The 16,119-nt window shown below is 53.5% G+C and carries 15 protein-coding genes; 7 read left to right on the top strand and 8 right to left on the bottom strand.

The window, feature by feature from the left end; translation table 11 throughout:
• Positions 1-416: 416 nt before the first annotated feature.
• The gene (locus tag K7H21_RS04835) at positions 417-1,592 is read left to right on the top strand and encodes an oligogalacturonate lyase family protein (protein WP_004124664.1); all 1,176 of its coding nucleotides are present in this window, start codon (positions 417-419) and stop codon (positions 1,590-1,592) included.
• Between the two features lie 217 nt (positions 1,593-1,809).
• On the opposite strand, the gene K7H21_RS04830 is transcribed toward K7H21_RS04835, so the two are convergent.
• The 3 genes from K7H21_RS04830 to K7H21_RS04820 all read right to left on the bottom strand — a co-directional run bounded on the left by K7H21_RS04830 (position 1,810) and on the right by K7H21_RS04820 (position 4,928).
• Positions 1,810-2,505, bottom strand: coding sequence for a porin (locus K7H21_RS04830; RefSeq protein WP_004124666.1), 696 nt, complete (start codon positions 2,503-2,505; stop codon positions 1,810-1,812).
• 244 nt (positions 2,506-2,749) lie between these two features.
• On the bottom strand, positions 2,750-3,925 hold the full coding sequence (locus K7H21_RS04825; RefSeq protein WP_004124670.1) for an acetyl-CoA C-acetyltransferase: 1,176 nt from the start codon (positions 3,923-3,925) through the stop codon (positions 2,750-2,752).
• 130 nt (positions 3,926-4,055) lie between these two features.
• Positions 4,056-4,928 (bottom strand): LysR family transcriptional regulator, encoded by an 873-nt coding sequence (locus K7H21_RS04820; protein ID WP_223035631.1) that lies wholly within the window; start codon positions 4,926-4,928, stop codon positions 4,056-4,058.
• Between the two features lie 96 nt (positions 4,929-5,024).
• Here K7H21_RS04820 and K7H21_RS04815 point away from each other — a divergent pair, with 96 nt between their 5' ends.
• The 6 genes from K7H21_RS04815 to mrkJ all read left to right on the top strand — a co-directional run bounded on the left by K7H21_RS04815 (position 5,025) and on the right by mrkJ (position 10,375).
• Positions 5,025-5,513, top strand: coding sequence for a multidrug/biocide efflux PACE transporter (locus tag K7H21_RS04815; RefSeq protein WP_004124676.1), 489 nt, complete (start codon positions 5,025-5,027; stop codon positions 5,511-5,513).
• A gap of 110 nt (positions 5,514-5,623) precedes the next feature.
• A complete protein-coding gene (locus tag K7H21_RS04810) occupies positions 5,624-6,853 on the top strand; it encodes an amino acid permease (protein WP_004124679.1) in 1,230 nt (409 codons plus the stop codon).
• Positions 6,854-6,969: 116 nt separating this feature from the next.
• Positions 6,970-7,842 carry an aldo/keto reductase family oxidoreductase gene (locus K7H21_RS04805; protein ID WP_004124682.1) on the top strand — a complete coding sequence of 291 codons (873 nt, stop codon included), beginning with the start codon at positions 6,970-6,972 and terminating at the stop codon, positions 7,840-7,842.
• 388 nt (positions 7,843-8,230) lie between these two features.
• Positions 8,231-8,932, top strand: coding sequence for a flagellar brake protein (locus K7H21_RS04800; protein WP_004124685.1), 702 nt, complete (start codon positions 8,231-8,233; stop codon positions 8,930-8,932).
• Positions 8,933-8,936: 4 nt separating this feature from the next.
• Positions 8,937-9,521, top strand: a complete 585-nt coding sequence (locus K7H21_RS04795) for a helix-turn-helix transcriptional regulator (protein ID WP_004124688.1) — start codon at positions 8,937-8,939, stop codon at positions 9,519-9,521.
• 137 nt (positions 9,522-9,658) lie between these two features.
• Positions 9,659-10,375, top strand: coding sequence for a cyclic-di-GMP phosphodiesterase MrkJ (gene mrkJ, locus K7H21_RS04790; RefSeq protein WP_004124691.1), 717 nt, complete (start codon positions 9,659-9,661; stop codon positions 10,373-10,375).
• Between the two features lie 57 nt (positions 10,376-10,432).
• Here mrkJ and K7H21_RS04785 read toward each other — a convergent pair whose 3' ends face one another.
• The 5 genes from K7H21_RS04785 to mrkA all read right to left on the bottom strand — a co-directional run bounded on the left by K7H21_RS04785 (position 10,433) and on the right by mrkA (position 16,015).
• Positions 10,433-11,083 carry a fimbrial protein gene (locus K7H21_RS04785; protein ID WP_004124696.1) on the bottom strand — a complete coding sequence of 217 codons (651 nt, stop codon included), beginning with the start codon at positions 11,081-11,083 and terminating at the stop codon, positions 10,433-10,435.
• A gap of 14 nt (positions 11,084-11,097) precedes the next feature.
• A complete protein-coding gene (locus tag K7H21_RS04780; protein ID WP_004124708.1) occupies positions 11,098-12,093 on the bottom strand; it encodes a fimbrial protein in 996 nt (331 codons plus the stop codon).
• Complete coding sequence (locus K7H21_RS04775) at positions 12,084-14,570, bottom strand: fimbria/pilus outer membrane usher protein (protein ID WP_004124712.1); 2,487 nt, start codon at positions 14,568-14,570, stop codon at positions 12,084-12,086. The genes K7H21_RS04780 and K7H21_RS04775 overlap by 10 nt, the downstream gene beginning before the upstream one ends.
• An 11-nt stretch (positions 14,571-14,581) precedes the next feature.
• Positions 14,582-15,283: a fimbrial biogenesis chaperone gene (locus K7H21_RS04770; protein ID WP_004124715.1), complete on the bottom strand. Its 702-nt coding sequence runs from the start codon at positions 15,281-15,283 to the stop codon at positions 14,582-14,584.
• Positions 15,284-15,409: 126 nt separating this feature from the next.
• The gene (gene mrkA, locus K7H21_RS04765; RefSeq protein ID WP_004124717.1) at positions 15,410-16,015 is read right to left on the bottom strand and encodes a type 3 fimbria major subunit MrkA; all 606 of its coding nucleotides are present in this window, start codon (positions 16,013-16,015) and stop codon (positions 15,410-15,412) included.
• Positions 16,016-16,119 lie beyond the last annotated feature (104 nt).

Here is a 16,119-nt window from a genome sequence, read left to right as displayed (position 1 = left end):
GAGTTCCGTTTTACTGTGAGCACATCTTATCCCCGGCTAAAGTCATTTTCAATTATTATTAAAACATCGTTTCAATTTTAAGACTGCTAAATGTTAAAAATGCAAAACAGATCACGAAGCGCCGGAGAATTGATCCGGAAATATTTATTTAATTCTTTAAAATACAGCTAGTTAAAATGAACTTAAAAAAAAGACCAGGGATCGAAAAAAATCGACAAGAAAACAAAGACCGCCGGGATACCTGCCGCACGTAAAGCAAAAAAACGCGATCTGCAGCAAGAAGTTGTTGCGAATTGCGTCCGCCATCACAAATAATGAAACGATGTTTTGATAAATTAACACCCATCTTTTAAATCTACTTCCACTGGCCGGTCAACGCAGGCGGGCGACATCTCAGGAAGGAAAAGGAGTACATCATGGCTAAAGGCATGCGGGTTAAACTGAATTATGACGTCAGCCGCGATCCGGACACCGGCGCGGAGATCACCCGTTTAACCCCACCAGAAGTGACCTGTCATCGTAACTATTTCTATCAGAAGTGTTTTTTTAACGATGGCAGCCATTTGCTGTTCGCCGGCGAGTTCGACGGTAACTGGAACTACTATCTGCTGGACCTCGCAAAAGCCGAAGCGGTGCAGCTAACGGAAGGCGCTGGTGATAACACATTTGGCGGTTTCCTTTCCCCGGATGATAAATCCCTTTATTACGTGAAGAACGACCGGACGCTGCTGGAAGTTAACCTCACGACGCTGCAAGAGCGCGAAGTTTATCGCGTTGCCGATGACTGGGTTGGCTACGGCACCTGGGTGGCCAACAGCGATTGCACCAAACTGGTTGGCATTGAGATTGCCAAAAGCGACTGGACGCCGCTTAACGACTGGCAGATTTTCCACGATTTCTTTCACAAAGGCCCCCGCTGCCGCCTGCTGCGCGTCGACCTGCAAACCGGCGAAAGCAGCGTGATCCACGAAGAGAAGAAATGGCTAGGCCATCCGATTTATCGTCCGTTCGATGACAATACCGTCGCCTTCTGCCATGAAGGCCCGCACGACCTGGTCGATGCGCGGATGTGGATGGTGAATGAAGACGGCAGCAACGTGCGTAAAGTTAAAGCGCATGCGGAAGGCGAAAGCTGCACTCACGAATTCTGGGTTCCGAACGGCTCCGCGCTGGTGTACGTCTCTTATCTGAAGGGCCAGCAGGGTCGAACAATTTATAGCTTCAACCCGGATACCGGCGTCAATGAAGCGGTGATGCAGATGCCTGCCTGCTCGCATCTGATGAGTAACTTTGACGGCACGATGCTGGTTGGCGATGGCTCCGGCACCCCGGTGGACGTCAAAGACACCAGCGGCTACACCATTGATAACGACCCGTATCTGTACGCTTTCGATGTCGCGAAGCAGGCCTATTTCCGCGTCGCGCGGCACGATACCTCCTGGGCAACGGTGGCCAATAGTCGCCAGGTGACCCACCCGCACCCGTCCTTTACGCCGGACGATAGCGCCATTTTGTTCAGCTCCGATAAAGACGGCAAACCTGCCGTTTATATCGCGAAGCTGCCGCCGCAGCCTGAGATGCTGAAGGCATAGCGTTAGCCACTGTTTGAGTTAGTGTTTCTGTAACTGGCCTTGCCCTCCTTTCGGAGGGCTTTTTTATGCCCGACGTTTGCCCCGGATTGCGCTGCGCTTATCCGGGCTACATGACGTGTAGCTGGGGCGCGCTGCGCCGCCTCAGGGAAGAGGGATTCATACCAACAGAAAACCCCGGCTGACCGCTCCGGGGTAAACGATGAAGACATTTTTTAATTTAGAACGAGTAGGCGACACCTACGCGGAAGCGGGTCTGGCGGTCGCTGCGATCGTTGACGCCGACGTTGCCGAGCTCGCCGTACGGCGCCCAGTTTTTATCCAGCTTATAGGCAACCTTGAGGTTGTACTCCTGCGAGTACGGTTTGTTGTCGTTGCGCTTAACTCCTTCGCTACTGCGCGCGTAAACGTAGTTCAGCTCCGTACGCCAGTCGCCGAAGACGTAACCGGCCCACGCATCGCCACGGTTAACTTTGTCATCGTCTTTCCCTGCATTCGCCGGGTAGCGGGTATAGTCATAACGATAGCGGGCAGCAACGTAGAAGCCATTATCAAAGCTGTACTGCACGCGCAGGTTTGGCTTGTAGATCGAGCGGCTATCGTTACTTTCAATATTGAACCCCGGCGTAACCGAGAAGTTCTTGTCCGCTTTCCACTGCCAGCTAATGCTCTCTTCATGACCATTGCCGACGAAATCGGAATAAGGCTGGCTGGTGTTCTCGCCGCCCGATTTCCACTTCGCCTCAACGGAGAAGCCGAAGCCGTTAGCGAAACGGTGGGAGACGGAAACGCGGTCGGCGTTACTCTTATCCGTTTTCCCGCCATCAATGAATTCGTGACGTAAATCTACCGTGACAGCTGAAGCCGCGAAGGACATGCCACAGAGTGCAGCAAGGGCCAGAGATCTTGCGAACATAAATTACCCCTCATAATTAAAATATCGTTTCGTTTTTATAAAACCGTATTTTATTTTTTAGGCAATAATGTTTTAGTGATCGCGATCGTAAATATTTGTTTCAAAAAAGGTGGCACAAAAAGACGTGACAACGCTCACCAAAATCGCGCGTCAAAAAGGAGTTTTTTGGGAGGGAAACGCCTGGTGGGAAGAAAAAAAAAGCCTCCACAGGGAGGCTCAGTTAACGCATATTAGAAAAGACTTATTAACGTTCCACCGCCAGCGCCACGCCCTGACCGCCGCCGATACACAGCGTGGCAAGCCCTTTACGGGCGTCGCGTTTGATCATTTCATGCACCAGGGAAACCAGGATCCGGCAGCCGGAAGCGCCGATCGGATGGCCAAGCGCAATAGCGCCGCCGTTGACGTTCACCCGCCGCTCATCCCATTCCAGCACCCTACCCACCGAAATGGCCTGGGCGGCAAAGGCTTCGTTGGCTTCAATCAGATCGACTTCATCCAGCTTCCAGCCCGCTCGCTCAAGGCAGCGGCGGGTAGCATGGACCGGGGCGATGCCCATTAGCGCCGGATCGACGCCAACGCTGGCAAAGGCGCGGATCCGCGCCAGTATCGGCAGCCCCAGCGCCTCGGCTTTAGTCTCGCTCATCATCATCACCGCCGCCGCGCCGTCGTTAATGCTCGACGCGTTGCCCGCGGTGACCGAGCCCTGCTGGTCAAAAGTCGGCAGCAGACTGGCCAGCGCTTCAGCGCTGGGGTCAACGCGCGGCTGCTCATCGGTATCCACCAGCCGCGGAATACCGTTGAGTTCGCTGGTCACCGGAACGATTTCATCGCGAAAGCGGCCGGAGTCAATCGCTCGCCGCGCTTTGTGCTGCGAGCTAAGCGCCCACGCGTCCTGCAATTCACGGCTAATACCGTACTCGCGCGCCAGGTTCTCCGCCGTCACGCCCATATGGTAGTCATTAAACGCATCCCACAGGCCATCATGGACCAGGCTGTCGATAAGCTGGCTGTTACCCAGCTGCGCGCCGGTCCGGCTATCGGTCAGCACATGCGGGGCGCGGCTCATATTCTCCTGCCCTCCGGCGATCACCACGTCCGCTTCGCCGCACTGAATCGCCTGGGTTGCCAGGTGCAGTGCCTTCAGCCCGGAACCGCAGACGTCGTTGATGGTAATGGCAGAAACAGTATTAGGCAGCCCGCCACGTATCGCCGACTGACGTGCCGGATTCTGTCCGGTTCCTGCCGTCAGAACCTGGCCGAGGATCACCTCATCAATACTCTGCGGATCGACGCCGCTGCGCTCCACTAACGCCTTTACCACAACGCTGCCCAGCTCCACCGCAGAATGACGCGATAGCGTGCCCTGAAAACAGCCGATTGGCGTTCGCAACGCGCCGACGATTACGACATCTTTCATCCTCTACCTCTGCTCCGCCTCTGCGCAAAGAAACAGCATCATAGTAGTGAATTGTTATCAAAAAATTTCGCAATTGTTTAAAAAAAGTGAGGGAAATCACAAAGATCGTCGACGATGGCATAAATGGCCCCTATTTGCGCCCATTCCCCTGCAGATGCTGACGCAACCAGCTTCCGGCTTCGCCCGGCGGCGCTTTTTTATTCCACAGCAAATCGGTAGAGATCATCCGCGGCCAGCCGGCAATATCCAGCGCCACCAGGCTTCCGCTCCCGGCAAACTCCTCCACCAGCGCGCTGGGTAAAATACACCACCCCAGCCCCTGAGCCGCCATGCTGAACAGCAGCAGATAGTTTGGCGCCGACCAGACCAGACCGCGCGCCGGTTCCGCCGAATTGTCCAGATAGGTGCTCAGGCGCAGCTCGCGCCAGCTGAACAGCTCGTCACGGGTGACTCTCCCCTGGGCCGCCAGCGGATGCCGGGGCGCCACGAAGATAGCCATTTCGGTTTGCATCGGCAGGCGGATACTGCCTATCTCTGTCGGATAGCTGTCCCTGGCCTCAATCAGCCCCACCTGCGCCCGCTCTTTTTGCAGCAGATCGATAACATCGTCATCTTCGCCAATCAGGCACTCAAATTCGGTATGCGGAAAACGGCGATCGAACTGCGCCAGCAGATCTTCAAGCACATCGGGATGCAGCGTATCGGAGAGCACAAAGGTCAGGCGCGCTTCGGTGTTGCCAGACAGCGAAATGGCCAGTTCATCCAGCCTGTCGCTGGCCGCCAGAATCGCTTTCACATAACTCAACACCTGTTCGCCCTGCGGCGTCAGCGTCGGTTGCCTGGAGGTGCGATCGAACAGCGTGACGCCAAGATCGGCCTCCAGATTGGCGATTGCGGTACTGATGGTGGACTGGCTTTTACGCAGCCGCCGCGCCGCGCCAGAGAACGAACCGCAGGCCACGGATTCGACAAAAGCGGTTAAAGCTTCGGGAGAATAGCGCATGAACTATCTACTTTATCGATGGATACTATCTTTTGTTTATCATATTTATCCATAAAATGCCGGGTAATTTCTTATAAAGTCCGGAGGCAACAAGCCATGCAACAAGTTAACGCCCAGCGCAAAACGCTGACGGAACGGGTCATTCACGCTATCAGCTTTGAAGGTCTGGCGACGCTGATCCTCGCCCCGACCGCCGCATGGCTAATGCAGCGTTCGGTAGTCGAAATGGGCGGGCTCAGTATCCTGCTCGCGACGCTGGCGATGGTCTGGAACATTATCTATAACGCCCTGTTTGACCGCCTGTGGCCGGTTTCCCGTGTCGTCCGCAACCTGCGGGTCCGCGCGCTGCACGCGATCGGCTTTGAGTCAGGCTTTATTCTTATTGGCGTCACCATGGTCGCGCTGGTGCTGGGCGTCTCGCTGATGCAGGCGTTTATGCTGGAAATCGGCTTCATGCTGTTCTTCCTGCCCTACACCATGGCCTTCAACTGGGCCTGGGATACGCTGCGCGAGCGCGTGATGAAGGTTCGCCTGCAGCGAATCGCCGCTCGCCGCTCATCCTGCACGGATCGCCCGATCGATTGACGGGCGCTCCGCCGCTTCACTTATTAGCCAGAAACTATCGCCGCAGCCCATTCATAAATGTGATAAATTGCACTCCTTTTTGTTCGTTTTCTGGTTGATAAAGTCGCATAATGTCTAAAATTTGGTCTAAAGAAGAAACTCTCTGGAGTTTCGCCTTATATGGCACTGCTGTAGGCGCTGGCACGTTATTCTTGCCGATCCAACTGGGATCCGCGGGCGCCATTGTTCTTTTCATCACCGCGCTGGTCGCCTGGCCGTTGACCTACTGGCCGCATAAAGCGCTGAGCCAGTTTATTCTCTCCGCCAACATCGCCCCGGGCGAGGGGATTACCGGCGCCGTTAACCACTACTACGGTAAAAAGATCGGCAACCTGATTACCGGCCTCTATTTCCTCGCCTTTTTCGTGGTCGTGCTGATCTACGCGGTCGCCATTACTAACTCGCTCGCGGAGCAGCTATCCCGACATGTCCCCATCACCTCCCAGGTACGGGCGCTGCTCAGCCTGGCCGTTGTGCTGGTGCTGAATCTGATCTTTTTAATGGGCCGCCACGTCACCATTAAGGTGATGGGCTTTTTAGTCTTCCCGCTGATCGCCTGTTTTCTGTTCCTCTCCATCTATTTAATGGGTAGCTGGCAGCCGGCTTACCTGACCAGCCAGATGCAGCTGACCCCGCACACGTTCCACCAAATCTGGATCTCCATTCCCGTGATGGTTTTCGCTTTTAGCCATACGCCAATCATCTCGACTTTTGCTATCGATCAGCAGGAAAAATACGGCGAGCTGGCCATGGGTAAATGCAAAAAAATCATGAAGGTGGCCTACACCCTCATCTGCGCCAGCGTGCTGTTTTTCGTCTTCAGCTGCCTGCTGTCGATACCAGCGGGCTATATCGAAACCGCGCGCAATCAAGGGGTCACCATTCTTTCCGCCCTGTCGATGATGCCGGGGTCACCGGCGTGGCTGGCGGTCACCGGGATTATTGTGGCGGTGGTGGCGATGTCGAAATCGTTCCTGGGTACCTATTTTGGCGTGATTGAAGGGGCCAGCGAAATCGTCAAAACGTCTCTCGCTCAGGCGGGTATTCGCAAGAGCCGCGCGTTCAACCGGGCGATGTCGATCCTGCTGGTATCGACGCTGACCTTCGTGGTGTGCTTTATCAATCCCAACGCTATTTCAATGATTTACGCCATTAGCGGCCCGCTTATTGCGATGATCCTGTTCATCATGCCGACCCTCTCCACGTACCTTATTCCGGCGCTGAAGCCCTACCGCTCGGTGGGTAACTTCATTACCCTGGTTGTCGGTTTGCTCTGCGTATCAGTGATGTTTTTTAGCTGATCCTTGCTCTGCGGCGAGTTTCTTGCTCGCCGCACGTTCTGCCAACATTCTCATCCCCCCAATCTCCCTGACGGACATACACTGATCCTTTGCATACCATTAGAGCAGGGGTTTATATGTCCAGCGTAAAATTATCCGGTACCGCGACGTTAGGCGATCGTCAGGTTTATCGTCTGGGATACGGGGCGATGCAGCTTGCGGGGCCCGGCGTCTTTGGGCCGCCAAAAGATCCGCAAACCGCTATCCGCGTACTGCAGGAAGCGGTCGAGTCGGGCGTCAATCATATCGATACCTCCGATTTTTATGGCCCGCACGTCACGAATCAGCTCATTCGCCAGGCGCTACATCCCTATTCCGACGATCTGTGCATCGTGACCAAAGTCAGCGCTCGCCGCGATGAAAAAGGCAACTGGCTCCCCGCGATGTCTCCCGCGGAGCTCACTCAGGCGGTGGAAGATAATCTGCGCAATCTGGGTCTCGACGTGCTTGAGGTGGTGAATCTGCGCAGTATGCTCGGCACTCACGGTCCGGTAGAAGGTTCGCTGGAGGAGCCCTTAACCACCCTGCTGGAGCTTAAAGAACGCGGGTTGATTCGCCATATCGGGCTGAGCAACGTTACCGCCAGACAGGTGAGCGATGCGCAAAAAATGACGCCCATCGTCTGCGTTCAGAACCAGTACAACGTGGCGAACCGTCAGGATGACCCGCTTATTGACGAACTGGCGGCGCAGCATATCGCCTGGGTGCCCTTTTTCCCGCTCGGCGGCTTTACGCCGCTACAGGCCCGGGAGCTTAACGATGTCGCCGCTTCTCTGGACGCGACCCCGATGCAGGTGGCGCTGGCATGGCTGCTTCAGCGCTCGCCGAATATTCTGCTCATTCCGGGTACCTCTTCGCTAGCGCATCTGCATGAAAATCTCGCCGCCGCGCAATTAACGCTTCCGCCTGAAGCGCTAACCATTCTCGATAATCTGGAACCCCACGCCTGATTTCAGGCTTCTGCGGATGAATATTCGCAGAAGCCTTCATCTCAATATTTGCCTGGAATTACCTTAACGCCGCTGGCACTATACATCCTACAAATTAGGGGTTATCTGCTTTATTCTCTTACGGATAACCCTATGCAAAGCATAGCTTTATACTTTTCCGACTGGCCTCCTAATTGGAGGCTTCTGTCGTTTTTGTCTCACCAAAAATTTCGGAGTCTTGATTACAGGAAAAACAATATCTCATTCAAAGTTTATACAAATCAATTTAGCTGCAAAGATAGCTAACAACATCAAACGCTCATAAAAACATCTGGTTAACACAATCAGAATGTTTGCATTGCTATATAAAAAATCAACCACACACAATAACAATTTACAAGGATTGCACATGACAGAGGGAACGATAAAGACCAGTAAGTATGAAATCATTGCTATTTTCAGGGAAGAGCTCCGAAAGCAGGCGGAGATAGAAGTTTTTGTTAATAACAAAAGCACTATTACCCAGCTAACGCGGGTGGATTTTGCCGAGTTTCATATCTTAACCACCAGCAAAATCCCCACCGGGCATAAAGTTAAATTTATTCTGCATAGCGATTCAGGAAAAATCGAGTTTTGCTCCACGCTAAAGAAAAGCTACGCCAGCGGCGAAGGAAAATGCCACAAGGTCGCTTTTACCTTGCCGGAATGTATCCAGGTGGTACAACGTCGGCGCGATCCCCGATTCCGTTTGCGCCACGAGCACGAATTCTTCTGTCACGGTCGGCATAAAAATGGAGAAAATTATCTATTCGAAATCAAAGACATTTCGGATGGCGGTTGTGCGCTGATGACCAAGAGTCCCAATCTGAAATTCCTCAGCCATAACGCCATCCTTAAGAACGCCATACTGGCCCTCGCTGAATATGGCGAAGTTACCGTAGATTTAGTTATAAAAAACGTTGTCATGGTGACTTTAGATGATAACGAAAAGTCGGATAGCTACTACCAAATTTCTTGCCAGTTCAAATTTCGTCATCTTGATAACAAGAAGAGAATAGAGAAAGTGCTGCTCGACTTGATTATGGAAGCCAAGAGAAAAAAGAGAGTCTGAACCATTGGACAGTATATTGCTTTACACCGATGATAATATCATCGGACAATCAGTTCATGATTACTTGATCGATCACGCCACGGACATCACGACCCTGAACTTTCAGGATATCGTGAAAGGAGTCTGCGCTTCCCCGACAGCGACCGTTATTATCAATATCATCCATAAAGATATCTCAGCGGCCACAACGGTTGACTTACTGAACACTTTGCGCAATCGCCTCGCGCATTGCGCCATGCTGGTTCTGATAGTCAAAAGCGAGCTCTCCAGCCTGTACCGGGAACTGCTTGATCTGGAAAACCTATTGATTCTTACAGAAAAATCCTCTTTGTCAGCGTACTCAGCCATCCTCAGCAGGCCCTTAACCGCCGAGGGCTGCCAGGGTCTATGTACCCGCAGAAAGCTCACCGCCAGGGAGCTTCAGGTGCTGGAGTTAATTATTGCCTGCAATAACAATAAAAGGATTGCGGTGCTTCTCGACATTGATCATAAAACGGTTCACAGTCATAAGGTACATATTATGAAAAAACTAGGAATGAATAGTTCGCGGATAATGAACAAAAGCATAGTCAATATGTATCAGTGTTGAAACTAGAAATATGTGGGTGACCAATCAAAAGCCGATAATTTATTGGCGACAAGCCATTAATAATCATTCCCATCGGCAGAAAGGTCACCTATAATATCCACCTCTCTTTACCTCTGACCTTATTTTGACGAGAGATAATGAACGCGACTCTTTTTTCTGATCATAATTTATCACGTAGCGATATATCCGTTCGTTATGTCTTTCAAAAAATGTTTTCCCCAGAAGGTACGCTCGTCGCCGTGGAGTGCCTGAGCCGCTTTGACCGCATGTCCATATCGCCGGAATACTTCTTTCGCTACGCCAATACCGGATTACGTGAAAGCATTTTTATGGAACAGCTGGCGCTCATTGAAAAACATAAACAGTGGTTTAAGCAAAATGGCATCTCGGCGACGATCAACGTTGATGACCATATACTTAACGTATTGCTACGCCCGGAGATTAAAGCGCTCGTCAACCATATCGGCTGCGTCCATTTTGAAGTTACCGAGAACTCAAATAAATTATTAAATAAGGCGCTCGCTACCTGGAGCAACCCGCAAAGCACCACGCTCTGGCTCGATGATTTCGGTTCTGGCAACGCCGGTATTAGCGCCATTCGCGACTATCATTTCGATTATGTCAAAATCGATAAAGACTTCTTCTGGCTTTTAATGCAAAAAGATTCCGGCCGGCCGTTAATGGATGCACTGGTCACCTTCCTTACCCGCAATCACCATAATGTGATTATTGAAGGCGTAGAAAGCGAAGCGCATAAGGCGTGGTTACAGGGAATGGAGTGGTTTGCTATTCAGGGACACTACTGGAAGGAAGTCAGCATTGAACAGCTGGTCAAAGAAGATCTCACCGTTTAAATAAATGCCGGATGATTCCGGCATCAATTGTAACATTTGCGCAAGGCCATCAACCCTTCAATTGTAAACAAGTTCCCAGGTCGCCCAGCTGGTCAACGGACCGCTGGTTGCTTTTTCCGGCGCTGGCGTAACGTAACCAATGTAATAGGTAAATACGCCGCCATCCACCGCTTTTTCTACCAGCGGTACCCGGTTTTGTAAGGGGTCGGCGGGAACAATTTTATTGCTTTTATCCAGCGTATTATTGTCATTGGTCGACAGCGCGAGGAAAATATGGCTGGCGCCATCCGCCCGCGTATTCCTCAGATAACCAGCATTCTCATTGCTGACCGCATTGACCGTAAATCCGTCAACCCAGCGCACGTTAACCAGGCGGATCTCGTTTTTATCCGCCGCGCCGCCGTCGTGCCGCAGCTGGCAGTTCGACAGCTCCAGCGTGAAGGGCTGCGGTTTCATAAATGCCCCGGCGCCGCGCTCGTGGACTTCCGCCAGGCTGACCGGCGCCAGCCAGACGCTGCCGCTCCCGGCGTTGTTGCCGCCGTTTAGGGCCACGCTGCATGAAATATCGGTGACCCGTCCGGCAAAATCCACCCGTCCCCGATCGTAGTTGGTCTCAAAAGCCGACGCAGGGGAGGCAATCAGCATCCCGCTTATCAGGGCCAGCTGAATGAGTCGTTTGCTATTTTTCAATTGTGCTGAATCACGCATACCCGCCTCCCGAATTAATCGTACGTCAGGTTAAAGATCATGTGCGACTCCACCTCACCGGTACTGGTGGTCGGCGCATATTGATAGAAACGCGCGTGCAGAGGCAGGGTGATGTATCGCGTTTCTTGCGTGCGCAGCGTACCCACGCTGTATTTCTTGTTGAATTCCAGCGGTACGCCCTCTTTGAGGACCTGGATACCAATCCCTTTCGCCAGCGAGGAGCCGGATTTTTCGTTCAGCAATGCGCCCCGGCTCACCGTGGTGCCAGTGGCCAACGTGCCGGAGAAAGAGGTCTGGATATTGGCGTATCCCGACTCGCTTAGCCCGCCGCTGCACTGCAGCTCAATATTAAAATCCTTCCCGCCCGCGGTGGTGCCGACGCCATTGAGATCGCTGCGCTTGATGGTGCCGACATCGACGTTCATGTTTTTGCCGCTCAGGATGGTACATGAGGGCGATACCACGGTGATGGCGTTGGCGCTCAGACGGGTTTCGAGGATCGGGTTATTGCCGTTCTCCCAGTCATAAGAGGTGTACTTACCTGCCGCCAGGGTACCGCTGCCGGTCACGCTCGCGGTTTTAATCACCTCCAGCGTAAAGCGGGAACCCTCCAGCGAATAGTTTGTGGTCCTGCTAACGTAGCTGGAGAAAGTGTCAGGATAGATGATATTGACCGTCGCCCCGCCGCGGCTAAACCGCAGGCCGATACCTGGCACGTTGGTGGAATAAATTTTATTGCCCAGATCGGTCGCCCCGGGGGCGACGATTTTGGCCACAAAGCGGTTAGTGCCGCTGCTACAGCTATAGCTGGCCCCGCCCGGCGCCGACATTGTCCAGTCGCGGGAAACGATCACCGACCCTACCGGCAGATCCGGTGGAACCACCACCCGGCCCACTACCATGTCGAGGCTTACCGTCGGCTGCGACAGGCGCGTACAGTACGCCCACGCCGACGTAGTCCCCATCGCCATTAAGCCAATAAAAAGCGTCAGTTTTTTCATTAGCGACATAGCGTTTCCTTTGTTTTTTCCTGACTTAATTCCACCGAGCACTGTCCGCCGCTCCACTTAACCGTGGCCTTCGGCGCGCTGGCGTCGCTGATAAACATCATGCTGCCCTGCCCCACCACGCCGATCTCTTTCCCGGAAGGGGTGTAAATTGTCGCGGCGAACGGTAGCGGCAGGCCGTTTGCCTGGCGCGCCCGCAGAGTGATGTTGTTCTGCAGCGTGGTATCGAAGGAGACCTTGACCACGCTACCTTCCCACGGCACAACCTGCGCCACGGTACTGCCGAAGGCGACATCGTCGTTGCTGCCTTTCGGGTCAATCTCAACGGCGTTAATCCGGTAAGGCCGCAGATACGGCAGAATGGCGTAGCCGTTGCTATCGATACGGGTCCCCGGCGAACCGGGCAACATCGCGCCCGCGGCATCTTTCGCTTCGATCAGCGCCATAGTGGTGCCGGTTTCCGGCGAGAATACGACGCCGTGCTGATGCGCGATTAGCGTCCCGCTGGCGCCCACGCCGCTCTGGCGATAGCCTTCGCCCTGACTATAGCTGCCGTTCAGCGTCGTCCACGGGGTACGGTAACTGCCGTTCAGCGCCACATCGTGCTGGCCGCCAGTGGCGGTGGTCGTCGACACGCCGTAGTTAAGGTTGTTTTCGCTATCCAGTGAACCGTTGACGCCAATCTGCGAGCTGGCGAAACGCGAATTGTTAAACGCGGTATTCGATGTCAGGTTAGCGGTGCGGTTTTCACCGAACCACAGCGGGTAGCTAAAGTTGAGAGAAACGCGATCGTCGCGGCGGTGGCCGGAACTATCCGGGGTATAGACGCGCTGGGCGCTGACCGACCACGAGAGCCGACCGTACATGTTGTTGTAACTAAACTGATACTGCTTTTCCGTCCCCGAACGGTTCCAGTAATCCGCTACCCGACCGCTCAGGTAAAAGCCGCCCCAGCCGTCCGGCAGGTTCTGGTTGACGGTAAACGTCATGCCGTTTTTCTGCCGCCATACGGTGTAGTTGCTGCTGTAGTTCTTCTCCTGATCGACGGCGTACAGAGCGTCGTTCAGGTTGTAGTAGCCTTTGGTGGAGTAGCGATACGCCGCCAGCACGATGCTGGTCTGGGTTTCGGTAAACATGCGGTTAAAGGTGGCGCGATAGCTCTGGCCGTGCTCGTCGAGGGTCTCGCTCTTCAGCCGCGAATGGGTAACGTCGAATGACAGCGCGCCGATGCCGGTGTTCATCCCGGTCCCCAGCAGGAACGCCTGATAGTCATCAAATCCGGTGACGCCGGTATAGCCGGTGAACAGGTTATTGATACCGTGCTGCCAGGTTCCCTGGTAGAGCATCGGTTTATTACGCAGCGAACTATCGTCGACTTTACCGGCCGAGAGCGCATAGCGGGTCATCCCTGGACGCAGCAGCTGCGCCACCGAGGCGTAAGGCACGCTGAATACCTCGACCGAGCCATCGGCCTCTTTAACCGACACTTCAAGGTCGCTACCGTAGCCGGAAGGATATACATCCTGCAGGGTAAACGGCCCCGGCGGCACCGTGGTCTGATAGATAATATTGCTGCCCTGGCGCACCGTCACCAGGGCGTTGCTTTGCGCCACGCCGCGAATTTCAGGGGCGTAGGAGCGCATGCCGTCCGGGAACATATTGTCATCGGTCGCCAGATTGATCCCGCGCAGGCCGATGGTGTCAAAGAACTCGCCGTTGGTAAAAATCTGCCCGCCGCTGACTATCGAATTAATCTGCGGGATAGGCCGCTGCAGGTAGGTCTGGTTGCTGTTCCAGTGCGCTTTCCCCTGCTGCTGCTGCCAGTTCAGGTTACCGATATGCTTGAGCAACCAGCCATCCCACGACAGACCCGCGTTAACGCCAAGATACGCGCTACTGTTATCGGAGCCGTTGGCCGAGGAGATATGGCTGTTCCAGGCGTTGGCCATCCAGCCTAAATTCAGCGCCGCAACGCCTTTATCCCAGAATTCCGGGCTGACAAAGTTTTTCAGGCGCTGATCTTCGTAGATTTGCGGTACGGCAATATCCAGTCTCAGGGAGGACTGAATCAGCGTGTCTTTGACGTTGGCCTCGTTGCGCCACTCCTGTAGGCGTCCGCAGAAGCCCTCTTTTTCGCTGAGCTGCGGGTTAAACTTTTCCGGCGAGATCCCATATTGCATCAGCATCGCTTTGGTGTAGCAGATGCCCATTTTGCCATCTTTATCGGCGGTGATTTTCAGATCGTAGCGCCCTTTCCACTCGCCGTTGGTATACACATCAAGGGAATAGACGCCTTCGCTAATCGCGCTGGTCGAGAAACGCGACAGGTCGACCTTTTCGCGACTGCCGACGATAAAACCATCGTTAAATTGATAGATCGTTCCCGGGTTTTCCTGTCCGCTGGAAAATGGCGGAAAGCAGCACAGCGCAACCGCGATAGCCGTGCTTAATCTTCCCGGGCAGATTGACCTCTGCTTCATGATCGTTTCCCTTATTTGACGGTAACTTTCACTGCGACATCTGCGCCATAATCATTAATGTTGTTAACGGTCAGGATCTCGCCTTTGCTCACTGCGGAAGAGAGGGCGATGGTCTGGCTGGACTGTGGGGCAAACATGACCGTTTTGCTGTTGAGCGCTTTGCCGCCGTTACGGGAGATACGGCTTACGGTGATATAAAAGGGCGTCGGGTTACTGACGGACAGGCTGTTGCCATTAGCGGAGAGCGCTAATTTCTCTGCCGCGGCGTCGCGATTGCCTAATCCGCTGGGACGATAGATAAACTTAAAGCGCGAACGAATCGCCAGCTGCAGAATATTTTGCCCTTCATTCTTCTGGCTGGCCTCAACCGGCGGTATTTCCAGCAGGTTCAGCCACCACAGCGTCTCTTTATCTTTAGCGAGACCCGCGCTGCTGCCGAGCTTAATACGCAGAGTCTGACCGCTTTTCGCATCTACGCGGGAAATAGGCGGCGTGATAATAAATGGCGTCGTAATGGTATCCGGCGTCGCGTCGGCATTACCGTTGTCCAGCCAGGCTTGCGCCAGCGCTGGACGGTCGGCGGTGTTAGAGAGCTGCACCGTTATTTCTTTTTCATTTCCTGGATAAATAAAGCGGGTGCCGTTGACAATAATATTATTGGCGTGGGCCGCAAAACTAAAAATGAAACAGAAAAAAAGGGCAATACGCTTCATGCTGACCTCAGAATAAAAAAATAAGCGGCAGCAGTGGCCGCTTTATTATTGTTGTATACCCTAAATAATTCGAATGACGGGTATAAACCGCCCCGGCGCGAGGCGGCCTTTATCTCTCAGTCGATATTACTGGTAGGTAATTTCGTAAGTCGCATAGCTGTTAACCACACCGGTGGTAACAGTCGTCGGGGTGCTGGTCGCGTAGCCGACGTAGTAAGTGAAGCGCGCGCCATCCTGAACGGCAGATGCGTCGCCGACCGCTTTAGGCTGAGTGCTGTCGCCCGGGATGATTTTTTTGGTCAGCGCGGTAGCATTGTCGGTAGAAAGAACCAGCTGGATATTCTTCGCGCCAGCGGCTTCAGTGTTAGCCAGGTAGCCCTGCTGTTTAGCCGTTGCGCCAGCCAGCAGGTTACCGCCGGTCCAGTTCACGCCCAGTTTGCTCACATCGTCCTGTTTAGTACCATCAGCAGCCTGGCAGTCAGAAACATCGATGGTGAAAGATTTCGGTTTCAGATAAGTATCCGCCGCGGCAGCTTTAACTTCAGTTAAAGTAACCGGAGACAGATATACGTTCGCATCGCTGCCCTGGCCGTTTACGGAAACAGTACAAGATACGTCGGTAACTTTACCGAAGAAATTAACCTGACCGCCGCCTACATTGGTATCAGCAGCATTTGCAGCCATACCAAAAAACGCAGTCGCCATTGCAGCAGAGAGAAGAACCTTTTTCATTGCCATTTCCTTGTCAGAGTGAATTAAGTATCAATGAGCAAACAGTTAATTCGCACAAAAGTCAGAAGCGATTTGCGATGCTCACTTGTGCAACTGTTAATAGA

The sequence above is a fragment of the Klebsiella sp. CTHL.F3a genome (genome assembly GCF_019890895.1).
GTDB lineage: Bacteria > Pseudomonadota > Gammaproteobacteria > Enterobacterales > Enterobacteriaceae > Klebsiella > Klebsiella grimontii.
This window is presented reverse-complemented; position numbering and strand designations above follow the sequence as displayed.